Annotated in this window: 26 protein-coding genes; 12 read left to right on the top strand and 14 right to left on the bottom strand. The window is 75.0% G+C overall.

Annotation, left to right across the window (positions count from 1 at the left end):
- Positions 1 to 6: 6 nt before the first annotated feature.
- The 3 genes from WJX68_RS19770 to WJX68_RS19780 form a co-directional block, all read right to left on the bottom strand.
- On the bottom strand, positions 7 to 648 hold the full coding sequence (locus WJX68_RS19770; RefSeq protein WP_340293153.1) for an MBL fold metallo-hydrolase: 642 nt from the start codon (positions 646 to 648) through the stop codon (positions 7 to 9).
- Entirely contained in the window at positions 648 to 1,736 is a 1,089-nt protein-coding gene (locus WJX68_RS19775) for an S-(hydroxymethyl)mycothiol dehydrogenase (RefSeq protein ID WP_340293155.1), read from the bottom strand. Before WJX68_RS19775 ends, WJX68_RS19770 begins: the two co-directional genes overlap by 1 nt.
- 191 nt (positions 1,737 to 1,927) lie before the next feature.
- On the bottom strand, positions 1,928 to 2,512 hold the full coding sequence (locus WJX68_RS19780; protein ID WP_340293157.1) for a hypothetical protein: 585 nt from the start codon (positions 2,510 to 2,512) through the stop codon (positions 1,928 to 1,930).
- Between the two features lie 135 nt (positions 2,513 to 2,647).
- Between WJX68_RS19780 and WJX68_RS19785 the strand changes: the two genes are divergently transcribed.
- Positions 2,648 to 3,823 carry a fumarylacetoacetate hydrolase family protein gene (locus tag WJX68_RS19785; RefSeq protein ID WP_340293159.1) on the top strand — a complete coding sequence of 392 codons (1,176 nt, stop codon included), beginning with the start codon at positions 2,648 to 2,650 and terminating at the stop codon, positions 3,821 to 3,823.
- Position 3,824: 1 nt separating this feature from the next.
- Here the strand turns inward: WJX68_RS19785 and WJX68_RS19790 are convergent, their stop codons facing one another.
- The gene (locus WJX68_RS19790; RefSeq protein ID WP_340293161.1) at positions 3,825 to 4,259 is read right to left on the bottom strand and encodes an acyl-CoA thioesterase; all 435 of its coding nucleotides are present in this window, start codon (positions 4,257 to 4,259) and stop codon (positions 3,825 to 3,827) included.
- A gap of 29 nt (positions 4,260 to 4,288) precedes the next feature.
- A complete protein-coding gene (locus WJX68_RS19795; RefSeq protein ID WP_340293163.1) occupies positions 4,289 to 5,065 on the bottom strand; it encodes a MerR family transcriptional regulator in 777 nt (258 codons plus the stop codon).
- Positions 5,066 to 5,243: 178 nt separating this feature from the next.
- Between WJX68_RS19795 and WJX68_RS19800 the strand changes: the two genes are divergently transcribed.
- Entirely contained in the window at positions 5,244 to 6,464 is a 1,221-nt protein-coding gene (locus WJX68_RS19800; RefSeq protein WP_340293165.1) for an acetyl-CoA C-acetyltransferase, read from the top strand.
- 14 nt (positions 6,465 to 6,478) lie between these two features.
- Entirely contained in the window at positions 6,479 to 8,656 is a 2,178-nt protein-coding gene (locus WJX68_RS19805; RefSeq protein WP_340293167.1) for a 3-hydroxyacyl-CoA dehydrogenase NAD-binding domain-containing protein, read from the top strand.
- A 69-nt stretch (positions 8,657 to 8,725) separates the two neighbouring features.
- Here WJX68_RS19805 and WJX68_RS19810 read toward each other — a convergent pair whose 3' ends face one another.
- Positions 8,726 to 9,085, bottom strand: coding sequence for a DUF1330 domain-containing protein (locus tag WJX68_RS19810; protein WP_340293169.1), 360 nt, complete (start codon positions 9,083 to 9,085; stop codon positions 8,726 to 8,728).
- Between the two features lie 56 nt (positions 9,086 to 9,141).
- Between WJX68_RS19810 and WJX68_RS19815 the strand changes: the two genes are divergently transcribed.
- The 4 genes from WJX68_RS19815 to WJX68_RS19830 all read left to right on the top strand — a co-directional run bounded on the left by WJX68_RS19815 (position 9,142) and on the right by WJX68_RS19830 (position 11,870).
- Complete coding sequence (locus WJX68_RS19815; RefSeq protein WP_340293171.1) at positions 9,142 to 9,435, top strand: antibiotic biosynthesis monooxygenase family protein; 294 nt, start codon at positions 9,142 to 9,144, stop codon at positions 9,433 to 9,435.
- 58 nt (positions 9,436 to 9,493) lie between these two features.
- Positions 9,494 to 10,135 carry a DedA family protein gene (locus WJX68_RS19820; RefSeq protein WP_340293173.1) on the top strand — a complete coding sequence of 214 codons (642 nt, stop codon included), beginning with the start codon at positions 9,494 to 9,496 and terminating at the stop codon, positions 10,133 to 10,135.
- Positions 10,136 to 10,299: 164 nt separating this feature from the next.
- Positions 10,300 to 11,160: an ATP-binding cassette domain-containing protein gene (locus WJX68_RS19825; RefSeq protein ID WP_340293175.1), complete on the top strand. Its 861-nt coding sequence runs from the start codon at positions 10,300 to 10,302 to the stop codon at positions 11,158 to 11,160.
- Positions 11,157 to 11,870 (top strand): hypothetical protein, encoded by a 714-nt coding sequence (locus WJX68_RS19830; RefSeq protein ID WP_340293177.1) that lies wholly within the window; start codon positions 11,157 to 11,159, stop codon positions 11,868 to 11,870. The genes WJX68_RS19825 and WJX68_RS19830 overlap by 4 nt, the downstream gene beginning before the upstream one ends.
- Before the next feature lie 24 nt (positions 11,871 to 11,894).
- Here WJX68_RS19830 and WJX68_RS19835 read toward each other — a convergent pair whose 3' ends face one another.
- A complete protein-coding gene (locus tag WJX68_RS19835; RefSeq protein WP_340293179.1) occupies positions 11,895 to 12,587 on the bottom strand; it encodes a TetR/AcrR family transcriptional regulator in 693 nt (230 codons plus the stop codon).
- 165 nt (positions 12,588 to 12,752) lie between these two features.
- Between WJX68_RS19835 and WJX68_RS19840 the strand changes: the two genes are divergently transcribed.
- On the top strand, positions 12,753 to 13,334 hold the full coding sequence (locus WJX68_RS19840) for a hypothetical protein (RefSeq protein ID WP_340293181.1): 582 nt from the start codon (positions 12,753 to 12,755) through the stop codon (positions 13,332 to 13,334).
- Between the two features lie 10 nt (positions 13,335 to 13,344).
- On the opposite strand, the gene WJX68_RS19845 is transcribed toward WJX68_RS19840, so the two are convergent.
- The 4 genes from WJX68_RS19845 to WJX68_RS19860 are packed head-to-tail and all read right to left on the bottom strand — an operon-like array spanning position 13,345 to position 15,844.
- Positions 13,345 to 14,043 carry an ArsR/SmtB family transcription factor gene (locus WJX68_RS19845; protein WP_340293183.1) on the bottom strand — a complete coding sequence of 233 codons (699 nt, stop codon included), beginning with the start codon at positions 14,041 to 14,043 and terminating at the stop codon, positions 13,345 to 13,347.
- Positions 14,040 to 14,972 carry a DMT family transporter gene (locus WJX68_RS19850; RefSeq protein WP_340293185.1) on the bottom strand — a complete coding sequence of 311 codons (933 nt, stop codon included), beginning with the start codon at positions 14,970 to 14,972 and terminating at the stop codon, positions 14,040 to 14,042. The genes WJX68_RS19845 and WJX68_RS19850 overlap by 4 nt, the downstream gene beginning before the upstream one ends.
- Positions 14,973 to 15,014: 42 nt before the next feature.
- Positions 15,015 to 15,521 carry an SRPBCC family protein gene (locus WJX68_RS19855; protein WP_340293187.1) on the bottom strand — a complete coding sequence of 169 codons (507 nt, stop codon included), beginning with the start codon at positions 15,519 to 15,521 and terminating at the stop codon, positions 15,015 to 15,017.
- On the bottom strand, positions 15,518 to 15,844 hold the full coding sequence (locus WJX68_RS19860; RefSeq protein WP_340293189.1) for an ArsR/SmtB family transcription factor: 327 nt from the start codon (positions 15,842 to 15,844) through the stop codon (positions 15,518 to 15,520). Before WJX68_RS19860 ends, WJX68_RS19855 begins: the two co-directional genes overlap by 4 nt.
- Positions 15,845 to 15,963: 119 nt before the next feature.
- On the opposite strand from WJX68_RS19860, the gene WJX68_RS19865 reads away from it, so the two are divergent.
- The 3 genes from WJX68_RS19865 to WJX68_RS19875 are packed head-to-tail and all read left to right on the top strand — an operon-like array spanning position 15,964 to position 17,953.
- A complete protein-coding gene (locus tag WJX68_RS19865; protein WP_340293191.1) occupies positions 15,964 to 16,326 on the top strand; it encodes a GntR family transcriptional regulator in 363 nt (120 codons plus the stop codon).
- The gene (locus tag WJX68_RS19870) at positions 16,323 to 17,213 is read left to right on the top strand and encodes an ABC transporter ATP-binding protein (RefSeq protein WP_340293193.1); all 891 of its coding nucleotides are present in this window, start codon (positions 16,323 to 16,325) and stop codon (positions 17,211 to 17,213) included. The genes WJX68_RS19865 and WJX68_RS19870 overlap by 4 nt, the downstream gene beginning before the upstream one ends.
- Positions 17,210 to 17,953, top strand: a complete 744-nt coding sequence (locus tag WJX68_RS19875; protein WP_340293195.1) for a hypothetical protein — start codon at positions 17,210 to 17,212, stop codon at positions 17,951 to 17,953. The genes WJX68_RS19870 and WJX68_RS19875 overlap by 4 nt, the downstream gene beginning before the upstream one ends.
- A gap of 58 nt (positions 17,954 to 18,011) precedes the next feature.
- On the opposite strand, the gene WJX68_RS19880 is transcribed toward WJX68_RS19875, so the two are convergent.
- Both WJX68_RS19880 and WJX68_RS19885 read right to left on the bottom strand, forming a co-directional pair.
- On the bottom strand, positions 18,012 to 18,575 hold the full coding sequence (locus WJX68_RS19880; protein WP_340293197.1) for a nucleoside/nucleotide kinase family protein: 564 nt from the start codon (positions 18,573 to 18,575) through the stop codon (positions 18,012 to 18,014).
- Entirely contained in the window at positions 18,572 to 19,585 is a 1,014-nt protein-coding gene (locus tag WJX68_RS19885; RefSeq protein ID WP_340293199.1) for an NAD(P)-dependent alcohol dehydrogenase, read from the bottom strand. The genes WJX68_RS19880 and WJX68_RS19885 overlap by 4 nt, the downstream gene beginning before the upstream one ends.
- 145 nt (positions 19,586 to 19,730) lie before the next feature.
- Between WJX68_RS19885 and WJX68_RS19890 the strand changes: the two genes are divergently transcribed.
- Positions 19,731 to 20,162, top strand: a complete 432-nt coding sequence (locus WJX68_RS19890; RefSeq protein ID WP_340293201.1) for a VOC family protein — start codon at positions 19,731 to 19,733, stop codon at positions 20,160 to 20,162.
- Between the two features lie 6 nt (positions 20,163 to 20,168).
- Here the strand turns inward: WJX68_RS19890 and WJX68_RS19895 are convergent, their stop codons facing one another.
- Positions 20,169 to 21,353: a THUMP-like domain-containing protein gene (locus tag WJX68_RS19895; protein ID WP_340293203.1), complete on the bottom strand. Its 1,185-nt coding sequence runs from the start codon at positions 21,351 to 21,353 to the stop codon at positions 20,169 to 20,171.
- Positions 21,354 to 21,411: the final 58 nt, after the last annotated feature.

Consider the following 21,411-nt stretch of genomic DNA (forward strand, 5'->3'; position numbering starts at 1 on the left):
GGCGGGTCAGGACCCGCCCGAGATCCACTCCTCCAGGTGCGGGGCCTCGTCGCCGATCCTCGTCGAGTCGCCGTGGCCGGTGCGGACCTGCGTGTCGCCGGGCAGGGTCAGCAGGGTGGTCCGGATCGACTCGATGATCGTGTCGAAGTCCGAGTAGGACCGCCCGGTCGCGCCGGGTCCGCCCTGGAACAGGGTGTCGCCGGTGAAGACGACGCCCAGTTCGGGGGCGTAGAGGCAGGACGAGCCGGGGGAGTGGCCCGGGGTCTGCAGCACGCGCAGGTCGATCCCGCCGGCGGACAGGGTCTGGCCGTCGGCGAGCTCGGCGTCGGGCTTGCGGTCGGGCCAGGTCATGTCCCACAGGACCATCTCGGCCGGGTTGAGCAGGATCGGCGCGGAGAACCGGTCGGCCAGGGCGGGGGCCTGGTTGACGTGGTCGTCGTGGGCGTGGGTGCACACGATCGCCTTGACCCGGCGGTCGCCGACGGCGGCGGCGATGGCGTCGGCGTCGTGGGCGGCGTCGATGACGAACACCTCGCGGTCGTCGCCGACGATCCACACGTTGTTGTCGACGTCGAAGGAGCCGCCGTCGAGGTTGAAGGTCCCCGACGTCACGACGTGGTCGACGGCGGAGTCGATCGGGCCGGCCATCAGAGGACCACGACCGAGCGCAGGACCTCACCGGCGTGCATCTTCTCGAAGGCGGTCTCGATGTCGTCGAGACCGATGGTCTCGGTGACGAACTTGTCCAGCGGGAAGCGACCCTGCAGGTACAGGTCGACGTACATGGGGAAGTCGCGGCTGGGCAGGCAGTCGCCGTACCAGCTGGACTTGAGGGCCCCGCCGCGGCCGAAGTAGTCGATCAGCGGGATCGCCGGTGCCTGCAGGTCCGGGGTCGGCACCCCGACCAGGACGACGGTGCCGGCGAGGTCGCGGGCGTAGAAGGCCTGCTCGTAGGTCTCCGGGCGCCCGACGGCCTCGATGACGACGTCGGCGCCGTTGCCGTCGGTCACGGACCGGATGAACTCGACCGGGTCGGTGTCCTTGGCGTTCACGGTGTGGGTGGCGCCGAACCCGCGGGCCCACTCCAGCTTCCGCGGGTCGGTGTCGACGGCGATGATCGTCGTCGCGCCGGCCAGCGTGGCGCCGGCGACGGCGGCGTCTCCGACCCCGCCGCAGCCGATGACGGCGACGGAGTCGCCGCGCCCGACCCCGCCGGTGTTGATCGCCGCACCCAGGCCGGCCATGACGCCGCAGCCCAGCAGGCCGGCGGCCTTCGGGTCGGCGTCGGGGTCGACCTTGGTGCACTGTCCGGCGTGGACGAGGGTCTTCTCGATGAACGCGCCGATGCCCAGTGCGGGGGACAGCTCGGTGCCGTCGGAGAGGGTCATCTTCTGGGCCGCGTTGTGGGTGTCGAAGCAGTACTGGGGCTTGCCCTTCTTGCAGGCCCGGCAGACCCCGCAGACCGCGCGCCAGTTCAGCACGACGTAGTCGCCGGGTTCGACGTCGGTGACCCCCTCGCCGACGGACTCGACGACCCCCGCGGCCTCGTGGCCGAGCAGGAAGGGGAACTCGTCGTTGATGCCGCCCAGCTTGTAGTGCAGGTCGGTGTGGCAGACCCCGCAGGCCTGGATCTTCACGACGGCCTCACCCGGGCCGGGGTCCGGGACGGTGATCGTCTCGACCGTCACCGGCTCGCCCTTGGCGCGGGCCACGACGCCACGTACCTGCTGTGCCATTGCTCGTACTCCACTCGTCCTCGACGACGTCCGGTAGGGACGGATGCTCGGATGGCGACTCTGGCATGTGACGCCGGACGGTGCCACGCCGGAGGCGGTGGAAACAGGTGTTTCCGCGAACCGGTCGCGATGTGTCTCGGAATGAGACGGTCCCGGCCCGCGCGCGGCGGGCCGGGACCGGGCACGGCGGGTCAGAAGCCGAGGTCGCCCATGTCCCCGCCCATGTCCCCGCCCATGTCCCCGCCGTCGTCGAAGCCGGGGTCCTCGGCCGGGGGCTCCTCCGGCGCGGCCACGTCCTCGCCGGCTCCCGCGTCGTCGAACAGCGCGCCCGCGATCGCGGTGCCGATGACGGCGCCGGCGACACCGGCCAGCAGCGATCCGGCGATCATCCCGCCCGTGCCGGGCCCGCGGCCGCCGCCGAGCGACCGCTCCATGGTGCCGGGGTCGCGCATCTCGGCGCGGGTCGCCATGCGTGCCAGCACCTGCGGGTCGGTCGAGCGGGCCCGCTCGGCCTCGGGCACCTCGGCGCCGACGTCGTTCAGCACCTTCCGCCGCTGCTCGGGCGTCAGCTTCGCGAACGCCTCCGCGTGCGCCTGCTCCACCTGCTCGGGCGGTGCGGTGCGGAGCAGGTAGCGGTAGCGCTCGATCGCCTGCCGGTCGGGGTCCTGCTGCGGCGCCGGTCCGGGCGCCTGCGGGGCCGCGCCCCCGGAGCCCTGCTGCGGCCGTGCCTGCGCGCGTCCGGCGAGACGCTCCCTGAGCATGTCGAGCAGACCCATCTGCGGGTGTCCTCCTGGCTGTCCGGGTCATTCCCGGTCGTCCGCCCGATCCGGACGGACCGGGCACATCGGACGAACGCCCGGCGCCCGGTTCCGGTTCCCGCGGGCGGGTCCGGATCGCCTACGGTCGGGTCCGTGACGACCCCGCCGAGCTCGACCGCCCCACCCGCCGGACTCGCGCTCGGCGCCGTCGCCGGGAAGGGGCGGCCGGGGAGCTCCCGCATCGCCTGCCCGCTGCCCGACGGCGGGCTGCTCGACGTCGGCTCGCTGGCGACCGCCCAGCGCGGGCCCCACTCCGACCTGCTCACCGCGCCCGACCTCACCCGGCTGCTCGACGCCGGCGCCCCGGCCTGGCGCGAGGTCGTCGAGTGGCTGCGCGGGTGGCGCGCGGACCACGAGCGCGCGGCCGCGCACCGGCTGCCCGCCGAGGGGCTGGAGCCGGTGCTGCCGTTCGCCGTGGCCGACTACGTGGACTTCTACGCGTGCGAGCAGCACGCCCGCAACGCCGGGCTCATCTTCCGGCCGGACGCCGAGCCGCTGACGCCGAACTGGCGGCGGATGCCCGTCGGCTACCACGGCCGCGCCGGGACGGTGCGGGTGAGCGGCACCCCGGTCGTCCGGCCCTCGGGGCAGCGCGGGCCCGAGGACTTCGGCGCCTGCGCGAAGCTGGACTTCGAGGCCGAGCTCGGCTTCGTCCTCGGCGGACCGGTGCCGGGCCCGGTCGCCGTCGACGACGCCGCCGAGCACGTCTTCGGTGTCGTGCTCCTCAACGACTGGTCCGCCCGCGACATCCAGTTCTTCGAGTCCCGCCCGCTCGGGCCGCACCTCGGCAAGTCCTTCGCGACGTCGATCTCGGCCTGGGTGACCCCGCTCGACGAGCTGTCCGCGGCCCGGGTCCCGCTGCCCCCGCACGACCCGGCGCCGCTGCCGTACCTGAGCCCGAGCGAGGCCGCGCAGGGTCTCGACATCGACCTCGCCGTGCACGTCAACGGCGAGCGGATCGCCACGCCGCCCGCGGCGGACCTCTACTGGTCGCCCGAGCAGATGGTGGCCCACCTGACCTCGGGCGGGGCGGGGCTGCGGTCCGGCGACCTGCTCGGGTCGGGCACCGTCTCGGGCCCCGAGCGCGCCCAGTTCGGCTCGATGCTGGAGCTGTCCTGGAACGGCCGCGACCCGGTCGCGCTCGCCGGCGGCGGCTCACGCACCTGGCTCGAGGACGGCGACGAGATCGCGATCACCGCCACCGCGCCCGCCCGCGACGGCGGCCGCCTGTCCCTCGGCGAGGTCCGCGGGCGCGTGCGCGGGGCCTGAGTCAGCGCAGCGGCAGCAGCGGGTCCGGCGCGCCCAGCGCGTCGCGGATCAGCGCCGGGACCTCCTGCTTGCCGCTGCCGTCGACGGCGATCACCACGTAGACGGTGCGGCAGTCGCAGGTCACGACGCGGTTGCCCGCGTCGTCGAGGGCGCGGACCTGGAAGTCGAGCGCGAAGCTGGTGCGGCCGATCCGGGCCGTGGAGACGGCGACGACGACGTCCTCGCCCCATCCGACCCCGGCCCGCCAGTCCAGCTCGGTGTGGACGAGCTGGACGTCGTAGCCCGCGTCGAGCATGGCGCGGTAGGTCAGCTCGCGGGACTCGAGGAACTCGGTCATCGCCTCGTCGAACCAGGCGAGGTACCAGGCGTTGAACACGACCCCTTGGGCGTCCACCTCGTGGTAGCGCACCCGGACCGGGAACTCGAAGGTCGCCATGCGCCGATGCTACGGGGCCCGGACGGCGCTCACGTGTCGTGACGGTCCGCCGGGGCCGGGTCGACGCGCTCGCGGATGGCGCGGTTGACCGCGCGGCCGAACGCGGTGACCACGCCCTGCAGGGTGACCGGCTTCAGCCGGGCGAACGCGGCCGCGAGCCGGCGCCGCTCCTCGGCCGGGCGCCCGCGGTCGCGGTAGGGCTGCAGGACCTCCTCCTGGAACAGCGTCATGAGGTCCTCGGCGAGCGCGGCGGTGTGCCGCTCGATGAGGTCGTGCGAGCGCTTCCACACGTCGGTGGGCAGGCCCGAGTCCAGCGTCTCCAGCGCCGAGCCGAGCGCCAGCGCGCCGTGCAGCCGGAAGGCGCCTGGGCCGTCGCCGGGCAGCCGGGTCAGCGCGCCCAGCCGCTCCAGGACGGTGACCTCGTCGTCGGTCAGGCGGCGGCCTGCCCGGCGGTCGAGGCCGGCGCGGTCGAGCTCCTCGCCCGCCTCGGGCAGCCACGGCGTGAGCAGCGCGCGCTGCAGGGCCAGCTCCTCCGGGGCGGTCGACGGCGGCACCCGCTCCAGCTGCCGCTCGATCGCGGCCAGGGTGAAGCCGAGGCCGGTCAGCTCGCCGATGAGCTCCAGGCGGGCGCGGTGCGCGGCGTCGTAGAGGCCGGTCCGCCCGCGCAGCCGCGGGGCCGGGATGAGGCCCTTGCCGGCGTAGAAGCGGATGGTGCGCACCGACATGCCCGTCCGCTCGGCGAGCTGGTCGACGGTGAGCAGCTCGGGGGAGCCGTCGTCGGTCGAGGCGTCGGGGGCGGCGGACATGGCGAGCAGGGTACGGGCCGCGCGTCGGATATGACAGCCACGATGTGACATTCTCGCTGTCACGTCATCGGTCGTGCGTCTTGACCCATGTGACAGTACTGCTGTAACAAAAGCTACCAGTAAGTAGGGGCAGTGCCGTCCGTACCGCCCCGGTGCCGACCACCCACGAGAGGTTCGGATGAGCGAGATCCCCGAGGCCTACATCTACGACGCGATCCGCACGCCGCGCGGCCGGGGCAAGGCCTCCGGTTCGCTGCACGAGGTCAAGCCGATCTCCCTGGTCACCGGGCTGATCGACGCGATCCGCGAGCGGAACCCCGAGCTCGACACGAACACGATCGACGACGTCGTGCTGGGCGTCGTCTCGCCGGTCGGCGACCAGGGCGGTGACATCGCCAAGACCGCCGCCATCGCCGCGGGGCTGCCCGACACCGTCGCCGGTGTGCAGCTCAACCGCTTCTGCGCCTCCGGCCTGGAGGCCGTGAACACCGCGACCCAGAAGGTCCGCTCCGGGATGGAGGAGCTCGTCCTCGCCGGTGGCGTCGAGGGCATGAGCCGCGTCCCGATGGGCTCCGACGGCGGCGCCTGGGCGATGGACCCCGACACCGCCTACGAGACCGGCTTCGTGCCGCAGGGCATCGGCGCCGACCTCATCGCGACCCTCGAGGGCTACAGCCGCGAGGACGTCGACACCTTCGCCGTGGAGTCCCAGACCCGCGCGGCCAAGGCGTGGGCCGACGGCCGCTTCGCGAACTCGATCATCCCGGTCAAGGACCGCAACGGCCTGACCGTGCTCGACCGCGACGAGCACATCCGCGCCGGCGCGACCGTCGAGGCGCTCGGCGGGCTCAAGCCGTCCTTCGAGATGATGGGCCGCGACGGCGGGTTCGACGCCGTGGCGCTGCAGAAGTACCACTGGGTCGAGAAGATCGACCACGTCCACCACGCCGGCAACTCCTCCGGCATCGTCGACGGCGCCGCGCTGACCCTGATCGGCACCGAGGCCGCCGGCACGGCCAACGGCCTCATCCCGCGCGCCCGCATCGTCGCCACCGCGCTGTCCGGTGCCGACCCGACGATCATGCTGACCGGCCCCGCGCCGGCCGCCCGCAAGGCGCTCGCGAAGGCCGGCCTGTCCGTCGAGGACATCGACCTGTTCGAGATCAACGAGGCGTTCGCCGCCGTCGCCCTGCGGTTCATGAAGGACATGGGCATCTCGCACGAGATCACCAACGTCAACGGCGGCGCCATCGCGATGGGCCACCCGCTCGGCGCCACCGGCGCGATGATCCTCGGCACGCTGATCGACGAGCTGGAGCGCCGCGACCTGCGCCGCGGGCTGGCCACGCTGTGCGTCGGCGGCGGCATGGGCATCGCCACCATCGTCGAGCGCGTCTGAAAGGGACTGGATCAGTGACTGAGCAGAAGGCCGTCCGCTGGGAGAAGGACGCCGACGGCATCGCCGTCGTCACCCTCGACGACCCGGCCAGCAGCGCCAACACGATGAACGACGCCTACCGCGAGGCCATGCGGGAGGTCGTCGACGACCTGGAGAAGAACAAGGACGACATCGTCGGTGTCGTCGTCACCTCGGCGAAGAAGACCTTCTTCGCCGGCGGGAACCTGGAGCAGCTCTCGGCCGCCGGCCCGGACGACGCCGGGAGGATCGTCGAGCTGGTCACCGAGGTCAAGGCCCAGCTGCGCAAGCTGGAGACCTTCGGCCGCCCGGTCGCCTCGGCGCTGGTCGGCACCGCGCTGGGCGGCGGGCTGGAGATCGCGCTCGCGACCCACCACCGGGTCGGCGTCGACGCCAAGGGTGTCGTCTACGGCCTGCCCGAGGTCAGCCTGGGCCTGCTGCCCGGCGGCGGCGGCGTCACCCGCGTCACCCGGATGCTGGGCATCGCGAACGGCTTCATGAACGTGCTCGCGCAGGGCCAGCGGCACAAGCCCGCCAAGGCGCTGGAGCTGGGCCTGGTCGACGAGCTCGCGGCCACCCGCGAGGAGGCGTTCGACAAGGCCCGGGCGTGGGTGCTCGCCAACCCCGAGCACACCACCCAGCCCTGGGACCGGCCGAAGTACCGGATCCCGGGCGGGACGCCGTCGAGCCCGTCGCTCGCCGCCATCCTCCCGGCGTTCCCGGCGAACCTGCGCAAGACGCTCAAGGGCGCCCCGATGCCCGCGCCGCGCAACATCCTCGCCGCCGCGGTCGAGGGTGCCCAGGTCGACTTCGACACCGCCTCGAAGATCGAGGGCCGCTACTTCGCGGAGCTCGTGACCGGCCAGGTCTCGAAGAACATGACCAAGGCGTTCTTCTTCGACCTCAACGCGATCAACGGCGGCAAGTCCCGCCCGGACGGCCCCGCGAAGTGGCAGCCCACCAAGGTCGCGGTGCTCGGCGCCGGGATGATGGGCGCGGGCATCGCCTACGTCTGCTCGCTCGCCGGCTGGGAGGTCGTCCTCAAGGACGTCTCGCGCGAGGCCGCCGACAAGGGCAAGGCCTACTCCGAGGGCCTGGTCGCCAAGGGTGTGCAGCGCGGGAAGACCACGCAGGAGAAGGGCGACGCCCTGCTCGGCCGGATCACCCCGACCGACGACTACGCCGACCTCGAGGGCTGCGACGTCGTCATCGAGGCCGTCTTCGAGTCCGTCGAGCTGAAGCAGGAGGTTTTCCGCGAGGCCGCCAAGCACATCAAGCCGGACGCGCTGCTGTGCTCGAACACCTCGACCCTGCCGATCACCGAGCTCGCGAAGGGCGTCGACCGCCCCGACGACTTCATCGGCCTGCACTTCTTCTCGCCGGTCGACAAGATGCCGCTGGTCGAGATCATCAAGGGCGAGCGCACGAACGACGAGGCCCTGGCCAAGGCGTTCGACCTGACCCTGGGGATCCGGAAGACCCCGATCGTCGTCAACGACTCGCGCGGGTTCTTCACCAGCCGGGTCATCGGCACCTTCATCAACGAGGGCGTCGCGATGATCGCCGAGGGCATCGACCCGCAGACGATCGAGCAGGCGTCGAGCCAGGCCGGCTACCCGGCCCCGGTGCTGCAGCTGATGGACGAGCTGACCCTCACGCTGCCGCGCAAGATCCGCGAGGAGACCCGCAAGGGCGTCGAGGCCGCGGGCGGCACCTGGACCCCGCACCCGTCCGACCCGGTGATCGACCGGCTCGTCGACGAGTTCGACCGCAAGGGCAAGAGCTCCGGCGCCGGGTTCTACGAGTACGAGAACGGCAAGCGCACCCGCCTCTGGCCGGGCCTGCGCGAGCAGTTCGGCGCGACGAACCACGACGTCGACCTGCACGAGCTGTCCGAGCGGATGCTGTTCATCGAGTCGATCGAGACGGTCCGGTGCGTCGACGAGGGCGTGCTGACCACCGTCGCCGACGCCAACATCGGCTCGATCTTCGGCATCGGCTTCCCGGCCTGGACCGGTGGCGTGCTGCAGTACATCGAGGGCTACCCCGGTGGTCCGGCCGGATTCGTGGCCCGCGCCGACGAGCTGAAGGCGACGTACGGCGAGCGCTTCGAGGTCCCGCAGTCGCTGCGCGACCGCGCGGCGAAGGGGGAGTCGGCCACCGCGGCCGCCTGATCCCACCCCCCGCACACGGGACCCCCGCCGGCACCCTGGCCGGCGGGGGTCCCGTGCGTCGGGGGCCGGTCAGCGGGGCACGGTGGGCTGCAGCGTCGCCTCGACCAGCGCCTCGGTCCGGATGTGGGTGCCCTCCTGGTACCCGGGGTCGCGGACCATGTCGGAGAACGCGCGCCGGCTCGGGTAGGAGACGAGCAGGACCGCGTCCCACTCCTGGCCGGGCTCGGCGACGACCGGGGCCAGCCCGCGGCCGAAGTAGACGACCTCGGCGCCGAACCGCGCGGCGGTGGCCCGGAAGTGCGCGATGTAGTCGTCGTAGCGCGCCTCGCCGCCCTCGGCGAAACGCAGCAGGTTCAGCATCGTGATCGGCTGGTCCGGGTCCTCGGCGAGGAAGGCCTTCATGTCCGCGCCGGTGGGGTTCACTGCCATCGCCCGAGTCTAGGGTCGGGTGCGGAGGGGCCCCGACGACGAGAGGAGATCCACCCGTGATCCGCAACGTGGTGGTCGGCCGGCTGGCCGACGGTGTCGAGCCCTCGGCGATCGAGCCCGGGCTGCAGGCCCTGCGCGAGCTGCGCGTCGCGGGGCTCGATCTCGAGCTCGAGGCCGGACTCGACCTCGGGCTGCGCGAGGGCAACGCCCACTACGTGCTCACCGTCGACCTCCCCGACGAGGAGTCCTACCGGGTGTACGACCGCGACGAGGAACACAACCGGATCCGCCGGGAGCTGTTCGCCCCGTTCAGCGCGGTGATCGAACGGATCCAGTTCCGGCTGAGCTGATCCGGTCGAACCGGACCAACCGGATGCGGGTGCCGCCCGATCAGGCACCATGGAACGCGTGACGCAGTGGGTGTTCGACATCGTGGACCGCCTGGGAGCGGCCGGGATCGGTCTCCTGATCTTCCTGGAGAACGTGGTCCCGCCGATCCCGTCCGAGGTCATCCTCCCGCTGGGCGGGTTCCGAGCCTCGACCGGCGCGATGGACCCGGTCGCGGTCTGGGCGGCGGCCACGATGGGGGCGGTCGCCGGGGCCCTGGTGCTCTACGCGCTCGGCCACTGGCTGGGCTACGAGCGCGTGCACCGGCTCGCCGGCAGCCGCTGGTTCGTGCTGTCCAGCCGCAAGGACCTGGAGAAGGGCCTGGCGCTGTTCGAGCGCTGGGGCAGCTGGTTCGTCCTCGCCGGCCGGTGCATCCCGATCGTGCGCAGCCTCATCTCGATCCCGGCGGGGATCGCCCGGATGCCGCTGGTGCGCTTCGTGGGCCTGTCCGCGCTGGGCAGCGGGGTGTGGAACGCCCTGTTCGTCTACCTCGGCTTCGCGCTCGGCGAGCGCTGGGAGCTCATCGAGGGCTACATGTCGCCGATCAGCAAGATCGTCGCCGTGCTCGGGGCGGCGGTGGTCGTCTGGCTGGTCGCGCGCAAGGTCCTGCAGCGCCGCGCCCGCGGCGGCGTCCAGGAGAAGGACGCCGCCGGCACCGGCTGACGGCGCCGAGCCGACCGCCCGCTGCGCCGGACGGATGATCACGAACGCCCTGCGTACCGCGCCCGCCACGGCGCGTATCCGCCGTCCGACCGCCGGGCCGCCCGGTGGTGGCGCTGTGCGAACCTGATCGCCCACGGGTGCGGACGAGCGGTGGAGGTGGTCGGGTGCGCCTGGTCGGGATCCACCACACGCACCCGTCGGGCACGGTCGCGCTGCGCGGTGCCGACCTGGACGTCGAGCCGGTCGTGCCCACGGTCGTCCGGGGGCCGAACGGGGCGGGCAAGTCGACGCTGCTGCGCATCGCGGCGGGTGCGCTCGTCCCGACCGCGGGCGAGGTCGAGGACGCCCCCGCGGTCGTCGGGTACCTGCCCGACCGTTTCCCGGCCGCCCGCAAGATGCCGCCGCGGCGCTGGCTCGACCACGTCGCCCGGGTGCACGGCGTCGACGTCGACGACGCCGCCGACCGAGCCGACGAGCTGCTCGAGGAGCTCGGCTACGACGGCGACGACGACGAGCCGATGGGCGAGCTGTCCACCGGCAACGCCCGCAAGGTCGGGCTGGTCCAGGCCCTGTCCTGCGATCCGGGCCTGCTCGTGCTCGACGAGCCGTGGAACGGCCTGGACGACGAGGCCGCCGACGCCCTGACCCGCCTGCTCGGCGCGCGCGCCGCGCCGACGCTGGTCACCGACCACACCGGCACCGCCGCCGGCCTGCCCGGGGCCCGCCTGCACCGGCTGCGCGAGGGCCGGATCGCCGCCACCACCGACCCGGACTCGGTGCCGCTGCCGGCGGCGCCCCCGCCCGGGGCGATGATGCGCCTGGACATGGCGTGCGCGGGGGACCCGCGTCCGCTGCTGGAGCGGGTCCTGCCGCCCGCCCGCGTCGAGGGCGCCGCGCCGGGCCGCTTCACCGTCCGCGTCCCCGCGCCGGACAGCGACGCCTGGCTCGCCGCCGCGTTGGCCGCGGGCTGCGCGGTCCGTTCCGTGCGCCCGGTGCGGTCCGCGCGCCCGGAGGACCGGCGGTGAGGCGCCGGGTGCGCGCGGCGCTCGCCGTCGCGATGCTGCTGGGTGAGGACGTCGGGCGCACCGAGAAGTTCGTCGCCCCCGCCGTGCTCTACGCCGGTGTGCTCGCCGTGCTGTTCGGCGGGGCGCCCGGCCCGCTGCCCGAGCCGTGGGCGGCCAGCGCGCTGCTGCTCTACCCGGTCGGGGCCTGGCTGGCGCACGCCCTGGCCGAGACCGAGGACGACGACGCCCGCACCGTCACGCTGTCCGCGGCCGGCGGGCCGTGGCCGGTCGCGGCCGGGGTGCTGCTCGCGGCGACGGCCGGCGTCGCCGTGCTCGGGCTCCTCGCCGTGGTGTGGGGGGTGATCGCGGCGTGGGGCACCGCGACGACCGGCAGCCTGCTCGACGGCCTGCTCGCCCACCTGGTCTGCGGGATGACCGGGGCCGCGGTGGGCGCGGTGTTCTCGCGGCCGGTCTTCCGCAACGAGGGGCCCGCCCTGATCGGCGCGCTCGTGGTCCTCGTCGTCACCGGGACGCAGTCCTGGCTGCCCCCGGTCGGGACGGCGGCCGCGGCGCTCGGCAGCGGCCGCCTCGGCGTGGGGCCGCTCGGGGACCTGGTGGTCGCACTGCTGGTGGCGGTGGCCGCGGTGACCCTGGTGGTGCGGGTCGAGCAGGGCGGGCTGCGGGCCGCCGGGCACCGGATCACCGGGCTGCTGGCGCGGCTGCGCCGCTGACCCCGGGCCCGCCAGGGCCCCGGGTCAGCGCACGAGCCCGGCGACCCGGCCGAGCCGTTCGACGGCACCCGCGAACAGCGCGTCGCGGTCGTCGACGGCGTTGTCGAACTGGCCGAACAGCTCGAACGACACGTGCCCGAACAGGCCGGACCACGCGGTCAGGGCCGCGAGCAGCGCACCGCCGGGCAGCTCCGGCGCCTCCAGCGCCCCGGCGATCCGGGCGGCGTCGGCCGCGAGCGGCCCGTCCGGGTCCGGGGCGCCGGCCAGCGTGCCGGCGGCGTGGGCGTCGCGCAGGGCCCGCCCGAACGGGGCGAGGACGCGGCCGGCGGCGGGCACGGTGTCGGCGGGCGCGCGGTAGCCGGGCACGGGGGAGCCGTAGATCAGGGCGTACTCGTGCGGGTGGGCCAGCGCCCAGCCGCGCACGGCGTGCGCGACGGCCCGCCACCGGTCGGCGGGGTCGTCACCCGCGGCCGCGGCCGCGGTGTCGACGGCGTCGGCCAGCGCGTCGTAGCTCTGCACGATGAGCGCGGTCAGCAGGTCGTCGCGGGTGGGGAAGTAGCGGTGCAGGGCGGAGGAGACCATCCCGATCTCGCGGGACACGGCCCGCATGGACAGCGCGGCCGCGCCGGTCTCGGCCAGCTGTCGACGGGCGGCGGCGGTGATCTCGGAGACGAGCTCGGCCCGGGCCCGCTCGCGGGCGGTGCGGGAGGCGTTCACCGCGTCACCGTAGACCACGACGTGAACATCGGTCGACGATGAGAGCAATGCTCTTGCCGGGGAGCGGTGATTCCGGAAACATCGCCGCCGACGGAGGGGGTTGCGATGTGGTGGTGGGTGGTGGCCGGGGCGGCGTTCGCGGCGTATCCGGCGTTGCGTCCGTGGGTGGACGGTCCGCCGGTGTGGGCCGACCCGTGGTGGGTGCCCGCGCACCTGCTGGGGGTGCTGGGGTTCGCCGCGTTCGTCGCGGGCGTGGCCGCGGTGCGGGAACGGGCCCGGGGCGGCCGGGCGGAGCCGACGGCCCGCGTCGCGCTCGGGGCGGCCGCCGCGGGGACGGCGCTGCTGCTGCCGTACTACGGCGCCGAGGCGTTCGGGCTGTCCGCCGTGGGGTCCGCCGTCGCCGACCCGGACGCGGCGGGCCGGCTGGCCGAGCTCGTCCGCACGGGCCCGTGGGCGGCGACGACGTTCGCCGCCGGCCTGGTCGCGCTCGCCGTGGCCGGGGTGGTGGTGGCGGCCGTGCGCCGCGGAGCCGGACCGGACGGGGCACACCGGGCGGGACCCGGCGCGTCGGCCGGCGCGGTGCTGGTCGCGGTGGCGATGGTCCTGTACCTGCCGCAGTTCTTCGCCACGCCCGAGCTGCGGATCACGCACGGCGTCGTGCTGGGGGTGGGCTGCGTGCTGGTGGGGCTCGCGCGGCGTCGTCCGGTGCGCGCCGCAGCCGCGGTCACGGGCGTCGCGGCCGGGTAGCCGCGCCGCCTCACCGGGCGGGCAGCGTCACGGTCAGCCGGGCGGGCAGGGCGTCGTGCCCGGCCGCCGTCACGCGGACCGAGCGCCGGTCGCGCCCGCGCTCGACCCACCCGCGGTCGAACAGCGCCCGGCACAGCGCGGCCCCCGCGGCACCGGCCAGGTGGTGGCGCCGCTCGGTCCAGTCCAGGCAGGCGCGGACCACCGGGCGCCCGGTGCGGGGCAGGCCGCCGGCGAGCCCGTCGAACCAGGCGCGACCGTCGGCGGTCAGGGCGAGCCCGTCGTCGACGGTGAGCAGGCCGTCGGCGACCAGGCCGTCGAACAGCGCGACGCCGAGGGCGCCCGCGAGATGGTCGTAGCAGGTCCGGGCGGCGGCGAGCCGCACGGCGGCGCGCGAGGCCCGCAGCGACGGCGGCCCGGGGGTCGGGGCGATCCCGGCCGCCAGCGTCTCGACGGTGCGGGCCACGTCGGGTCCGGCCAGGCGCACGTAGCGGTGCCGCCCCTGGCGCTCGGTGACCAGCAGCCCGGCCGCGACCAGCCGGTCGAGGTGCGCGCTCGCCGTCGACGGGGCGACGCCGGCGTGGCGGGCGAGCTCGCCCGCGGTCCAGGCCCGGCCGTCGATCAGGGCCAGGCAGAACGTCGCGCGCGTCCGGTCGGCGAGCAGCGCCGCGCGCCGCGCCAGCGCGGACGGGTCCACCGGCCCGGTGTTCACCGGTCCGCCCCCGTCCCGGCGCCCGCGGTCGAGCCCGCCGTCGGCACCGTGCGGGGACGGCGGCGCGACAGTGCGACCCCGGCCAGGGCGAGCGCCCCGCCGAGCAGGGCGAGCGGCGGGGGCAGCTCGCCGAGCACCGGCCAGGCCATCAGCACCACCAGCGTCGGCACGAGGTAGGTGGTGACGCCGAGGCGGCCCGCGTCGGTCCGCGACAGCGCGTAGGCCCAGGTGCCGAAGGCGAGCGCGGTCGGCACCAGGCCGAGGTAGACCATCCCGGCGACCTCCGGCCCGGACGCGGCCCGGGTCGCGTCGAGGAGGTCCCCGGCCCAGGGCAGCGTCGCGACGGCCCCGACCAGGCAGGCGACCTGGGTGACCTGCAGCGCGGGCAGGCGGCGCAGCACCGGCTTCTGGGTGAGCACGCCGACCGTCCAGGTCGCCGCGGCCAGCAGGCACAGCAGCGCGCCCACCGGCCCCGCCGCGCCGCCCGGCCCGGGCCCGGAGGTCGCGAACCCGATCAGCACCGCACCGGCGAACCCGATCCCGGCCCCGGTCAGCAGCGGCCGGGGGAACCCCTCCCGCAGCACGACGCCGGCCGACAGCGCGATCAGGATCGGCCCGACGTTGACCAGCATCGCGGCGGTCCCCGCGTCGAGCCGCTCCTCGGCCGCGTTCAGGGCGAGGTTGTAGACGCCGAACCAGCTCACCCCGCAGGCCGCCATGAGCAGCCACTCGCGCGGGGTCGGCCGCACCCAGGTCCGCGTCAGCAGCACCGCGAGCGTGAGCGCGGCGCCCCCGACCAGCAGTCGTCCGAGTGCGAGCGCGCCCGCACCGAAGGCCGGGCCGACCGCCCGGATCGCCACGAACGCCGACGCCCACGCCAGCACCGTCACCCCGGCCGCCGCGGCGACCCGCGTCCCCGATCCCGTCATGGCCGCGACGCTAGGCGCCGGGTGTGTCGGCGTGCACCGAATTCAGGCCCGGTAGTGCGGCGCCGCCGCCGCGAGCGTCGCCTCCCAGTCCGGCATCGGCGCCCCGGCCAGGACGGCGGCGAGCCGGTCGAGGTACCAGTGCCAGCCCGGACCGGCGTCGGCCGGGGAGAACCCCTCGGGCAGCACCTGCTCGAACACGAGGACCGTGCCGTCGCCGTGCGGGGTGAGCGTCACCGACAGCTCCCAGGGGGCGCCGTCGCCCTCCCGGATGTCGACGGCGAGCCGGTGCGGCGGCGCGCACTCGCGCACGAGCACCGTCGACGGCGGCCCGCCGCCGTCCTCGTCGCTGGTCAGGACCAGCTCGACGGTCCCGCCCGGGCGCCCGTCGCCGCTCCACCGGCCGAACCATCGCGCGCAGCGGTCGGGGTCGGTGACCGCCGACCAGACCTCGGCGACGGGCTCGGTGTGGGTGCGGCGGAACCGCAGCAGGGCACGCCCGTCGGCGGCGCGGACCACCTCACCGGCACGGGCTGCGGTGTCGTCGCTCATGCGTCCTCCCTCGATCCTCGGGCCAGTTCGGTGTCGAGCGCGTCGAGCCGCTGCGCCCAGAAGCCGCGCAGCCCGGCCAGCCACCGCTCGGCGGCGGCCGGCCCGGCCGGGTCGACCGCGTAGAGCCGCCGGGTCCCCTGGGCGCGCACGGTGGCGAACCCGTTCTCGCGCAGCACACGCAGCTGCCGCGAGACCGCCGGCTGGGAGATCCCGAACTCGGCCCGGACGACCTCGGTCACCCGCCCCGCGGTCCGCTCGCCCCCGGCGAGCAGCTCCAGGATGCGCCGCCGGACGGGGTCGCCCAGCACGTCGAACGCTTCCACAACGCGCAGATTATATAAACACGATCAGAAATAGAAGAGGGCTGGACGGCGGAGCGCCTGCGTCCTATGGTTCGTTACATGACTAACGAACCACAGAACTACGGCACCGGGAGGTCGCCGTGAACGACGACGGCCGCCCGCTGTTCGTGCAGATCGCGGAGGACATCGCGTCCGCCGTCGTGGACGGGACCTACCCGGAGGGGACCCAGGTGCCGTCCAGCAACGAGCTCGCCGCCTTCCACCGGATCAACCCGGCGACCGCGGCCAAGGGTCTCAACCAGCTGGTCACGCAGGGCGTCCTGCAGAAGAGACGGGGGATCGGGATGTTCGTCGCCGAGGGGGCGCGCGCCCGGCTGCTCGACAGCCGCCGCGAGGACTTCGCGAGCCAGTACATCGCTCCGCTGGTCACCGAGGCCCGCAAGCTCGGCATCGACCCGGAGCAGCTGAAGAAGATGATCGACGTCTGGGGGGACGAGCGATGAGCAGGAACGTGATCGCCATGCACGGCGTCACGAAGCGCTACGGCGACGTGACCGCGCTCGACGGCGTGACCTTCGCGCTGGAGGAGAACCGCATCCACGGCCTGCTCGGCCGCAACGGCGCGGGCAAGACCACCGCGATGCAGATCCTCACCGCGCAGAACTTCGCGACCGCGGGGACCGCCGAGATCTTCGGCGAGCGCCCCTACGAGAACGCCCGGGTGCTCGCCCGCACCTGCTTCATCCGCGAGTCGCTGCGCTACCCGGACAACTACCGCGTCGACCACGCGCTGCGGGCCGCCGCGTCGGTCTACCCGCACTGGGACGCCGCGTTCGCCGAGGACCTGCTCGGCGAGTTCGGACTGCCCCGCAAGCGCTCGTGCAAGAAGCTCTCGCGCGGGCAGCAGTCGGCCGTCGGCGTCGTCATCGGGCTGGCCTCGCGGGCCCCGCTGACCTTCTTCGACGAGCCCTACCTGGGCCTCGACGCCGTCGCCCGGCAGCTGTTCTACGACCGGCTGCTCGCCGACTACGCCGAGCACCCGCGCACCGTCGTGCTGTCCACCCACCTCATCGACGAGGTCTCCGACCTCATCGAGCACGTCGTGCTCATCGACGCCGGCCGGGTGCTCATCGACGCCGAGGCCGAGGACCTGCGGGGCCGCGCGGTCACCGTCACCGGGCCGGTCGAGGCCGTCGAGCGGTTCGCCCGCGGGCACTCCGAGCTGCACCGCGAGCAGCTCGGCGGCTTCCTGCGGCTCACGCTGTCCGGCGCCGTGCCGTCCAGCTCCGACGGTGACCTGCGCTTCGAGCCCGTCTCGCTGCAGCAGCTCGTCGTCCGTACCACCCAGCGCAACGCCGCGATCCGGACCGACGAGGGGGCCCTGTCATGAGCACGAGCACCGTCACCGAGCCCCCCGAGGTCACCACGGGCGGCCGGATCGCGACCGTCCTGCGGCTGACCGGCGTCGACGCCCGCGTGCGGATGTCGGTCCCGTGGCTGATACTCGGCGCGATCTTCCTGGTCAACGTGGCCATCTGGTGGGCGGTCCGGGCCAGCTCCGACGACGGCGGTCAGGGCACGACCGGCGCCCTGACCGCGCTGTTCTTCATCATCGGCTCGACCTACCTGGTCACGATGACCCAGACGATGCCGTTCGCGCTCAGCCTGGGCATCACCCGGCGGCACTTCTACGCCGGCGTCGTGGTGCGGCTGGCGGGGGAGACCCTGGTGCACGCGGTCGCGCTCACCGCGCTCCTGCTGCTCGAGCGGGCGACCGACGGCTGGGGCCTGCGGATGGGGTTCTTCTCCCTCGGTTTCGTCCCGCCGCTGAACCCGCTGCTGCAGGTGCTCTGCTTCTGGGTGCCGCTGCTGAGCATCGGGACGCTGTTCCTGCTGTTCGGCGCGGTGTTCCGGCGGTGGGGCCAGTACGGGGTGTGGGCGCTGGCCGTGGCGGGCGTGCTCGCCGCCGGCCTGGCGGTGTTCTGGGTGACCTGGCAGAGCGCCTGGCCCGCCGTCGGCCGGTTCTTCACCGGGACCCCGGTGCCGGTCCTGCTGGCGGTCCACCCGCTGGTCCTCGCCGCGGTCGCGGTCGCGGTCGGATACCTGGTCGTGCGGCGCGCCCGCGTCTGACGACCCGCGAGCCCGCGGTCCGGCACCCACTGGGGGGTGGTGCCGGACCGCGGTGCGGTCACCGGTCGGCGACGAGCTCGACGTCGGCGCGCTCGCGGCTGCGGTCGGCGGCGGCCAGCGCCTGCTCGGCGCGCCGCCAGCCGTCGCGGTGGGGGGCGTAGCCGGGCCAGTCCGCGCGGGCCCGCAGGCGCCGCTCGCGCACGGCGGCGGGCGCGTCCACCCACACGGCGAGCGCGGTGACCGGGGCCAGCGCCGCCGCCCCGCTCCCGCACCCCTCCAGCACGACGACGGCGGCCGGTGCCGCCGAGCGCTCCGGTCCCGGCCGGTCGAGGGCCCAGTCCCACGACGTCCAGCGCAGGGTCTCCCCGGCCGCGAGCGGGTCGCCGATCCCGTGCCGGGCCAGCCCGGGGAGGCGGTCCAGCGCGTCCCAGCCGGGCAGCAGGTCCTCGATCTCCAGCAGCGGGGCGCCGAGCCGGCCGGCCAGCTCCCGGGAGCGGGTCGACTTCCCGGCGCCGGAGAAGCCGTCCACCGTGACCAGGCGGTTCCCGGCCGGCCCGGCCGGGGCGGCGTGCACCAGCGCGGCGACGACGTCGGCCCACCCCGGGCCGGCGACCACCCTCACGGACGCACGACCACCTTGACCTGCGAGGCGTCCGGGGACAGCGCGTCGCCGACGTGCTCGAGGTCCACGTGCCCGGTCACCAGCCGGTCCAGGTCCACCGCGCCGGAGGCGGCCAGACGCACCGCGGTCGGCCAGGTGTTGGCGTAGCGGAACGTGCCGGTCAGGTGGATCTCGCGGGACTGCAGGGCCGAGACCGGCAGCGTCATCTCGTCGGCACCCATCCCGACCAGCACCGCCGTCCCGCCGGGGCGCAGGGCGGGCAGCCCCGCCAGCACCGCCGCCGCGACCCCGGAGCAGTCCACGAAGACGTCGGCGCCGGACACCGGCTCGCCCGGCGTGACGACGGCGGTCGCCCCGAAGTCGCGGGCCAGCGCGGCCCGGGCCGGGTCGGGGTCGCTGACGACGACCTCGCCCGCCCCCAGCACCGCCGCGACCTGCGCGACGAGCAGCCCGATCGGCCCGGCCCCGGCGACGAGCACTCGCGACCCGACCCCGGTGCCCGCCTTGTGGTGCGCCCAGAGCGCGACCGAGAGCGGTTCGAGGAGCGCGGCGGCGTCGTCGGAGACGTGCTCGGGCACCGGGTGGGCGAAGTCGTCGGCGATCGTCACGTACTCGGCGAACGCGCCGTCGACCGGCGGCGTCGCGAAGAACACCATGTCCGGGCACAGGTTGTAGGCGCCGGAGTGGCAGTACCGGCAGCGCCGGCAGGGCACGCCCGGCTCCAGCGACACGCGCTCGCCGATCCGGCCGGTGTCGACGCCGTCGCCGACGCCGACGACGAGCCCCGACGGCTCGTGGCCCAGCACCATCGGCTCGCGCAGCACGAACTCCCCGATCCGCCCGTGCCGGAAGTAGTGCACGTCCGACCCGCAGGTGCCGACCGCGGCGACCCGCACGAGGACCTCGCGCGGACCCGGGCGGGGGACCGGGCGCTGCTGCACCTCCAGCTCACCGGCGGCGCGCAGCACGCTGCACCGCATGGACGCGGGGACCTCGGCGATCGTCGTCACGCGGGTGACGGTGGCACGCACGGCCGCCGCGCGCCAACGCCGCGCACCGGGTGTGGATCGTGGTCGCGGCGGTGACGGTGGTGTACTGCACCGCGACACCGGGGACCGGTCGCCGCGCGGGCGGCCGGCGAGGAGAAGGACGACCATGGGCTCGGCCATCGAACGACCGGCGGTCACCGGCTTCCACCACGTGGCGGCCGCGGTGACCGATGTCGAGTCCAGCGCGCTCTGGTACCAGCGCGTGCTGGGCCTGCAGCGGCTGCCGATGACCTTCCCGCACCACGACGCGGGCGGCGGCGACCCGGACGAGGCGGCCCTGCTCCTCGACGCCGCCACCGGCGTGATGATCGAGCTCCACGGCGCCGACGGGGGCCCCGTGCGCGGGGCGCTGGACCACCTGGCGTTCGGCGTCGCCGACCGCGCGACCCTCGACGCGTGGGCCGCCTGGCTGGACACCCTGACGGTGCCGCACGGCGGGGTGGTCGACCGGACCGACCCGACGGCCTACGCCACGCTGGAGTTCCGCGACCCGGACGGCATCACGCTGGAGTTCATCCACTTCCCCGGCCGCGGCTGACCGGTCTCACGGGTCGACGCAGACCAGCCCCCACGGCCGGTCCCCGGCCCGGGTCATGACCACGGTCGCCCGCCGCGACCCGCGCCCGCGCAGCGTGCGGGCCAGCGCGTCGACGTCGCCGGCCAGCCCGCGCCGGCGCACGTCGACGGCGCCGACGTCGAGGTCGCGCAGCAGCCGCGGCAGCCGTCGCTGGTCCCAGGGGCGGGAGTCGAGGACGCGCAGCGGCCGGGCGAACGGGGTCGGCGGCGGCCGGTCGTCGGCGGTGAGGAAGGCGATCCGCGGGTCGATCCGGCGGGTCCCGGTCGCCCCGGCCAGCACCGAGACGAGACCGGCCCGGGTGACGGCGGGGTTCGGGTCGAGCAGCCAGGCCCCCGGCTCGCCGACCGGGACGCCGGTGTCGCCGTCGGCGGGGTCGGGGTCGCCGTGCAGGGAGTGCACGCCGTCGTCGTCCAGGACGGTCGCGCGGGTGCGGGCCCCGGCGAGCTCCGGGGACCAGGCGCACGCCTCCTTGAGCTCGCGGGCGGTCGCCAGGAACTCGATCTCCCAGTCCGGCGGGACGGTGTCGTGGTCGATGCCCGGCGCGGCCTTCACACCGACCGCGCCGACCCGGCCGGCCAGCGCGACGCACCAGTCCAGCGGGGGCTCGGACTCCCCGGTCCGCATCCGGCCGCCGGCACCGCGGCGGGCCGGGTCGACGAACACGCCGTCGGCGGCCTCCAGGTCGGCCTCGCGCACGTCGGAGCGCACCGTGCGGGCCGTCCCGCCGTGGACGGCGGCGTTGCGGGCGGCCATCCACAGGTGCACGGGGTCAAGGTCGACGCCGGTCACGGACCGCCCGGTGCCGGCCAGCGCGAGCAGGTCGCCACCGATGCCGCAGCACAGGTCGACGACGGTCCGACCGGCGTAGCGGGCCGCGCGGTGGCGGGCGACCGGCTCCGACGACGCCTGCTCCAGCCCGTCGCGGGTGAACCACATGTCCCGGGCCCGGGTGAACTTGCGCGCGGCGCGGTCGCGCAGCCCGGCCTGGGTCATCGCGTCGGCGACCAGACCGGCGTCGTGCTCGCGGCGCAGCGCGGTGCCCAGGCGCAGCGCCGCGTCGCCGCTGCGGTCGGCCGCGGCGAGCCGGTCGAGCAGCGCCGTGCCCTCGGGGCCGGCGAGCCGCTCCAGCCGGGCGATCGGGTCGTCGTCCACCCGGACAGTCTCCCCGGCACCGCGCGGGGGCCGCTTCTGGTACGGGCGTACCGTCGCG

This window comes from Pseudonocardia spirodelae (assembly GCF_037727765.1).
Classification (GTDB): Bacteria; Actinomycetota; Actinomycetes; order Mycobacteriales; family Pseudonocardiaceae; genus Pseudonocardia; species Pseudonocardia spirodelae.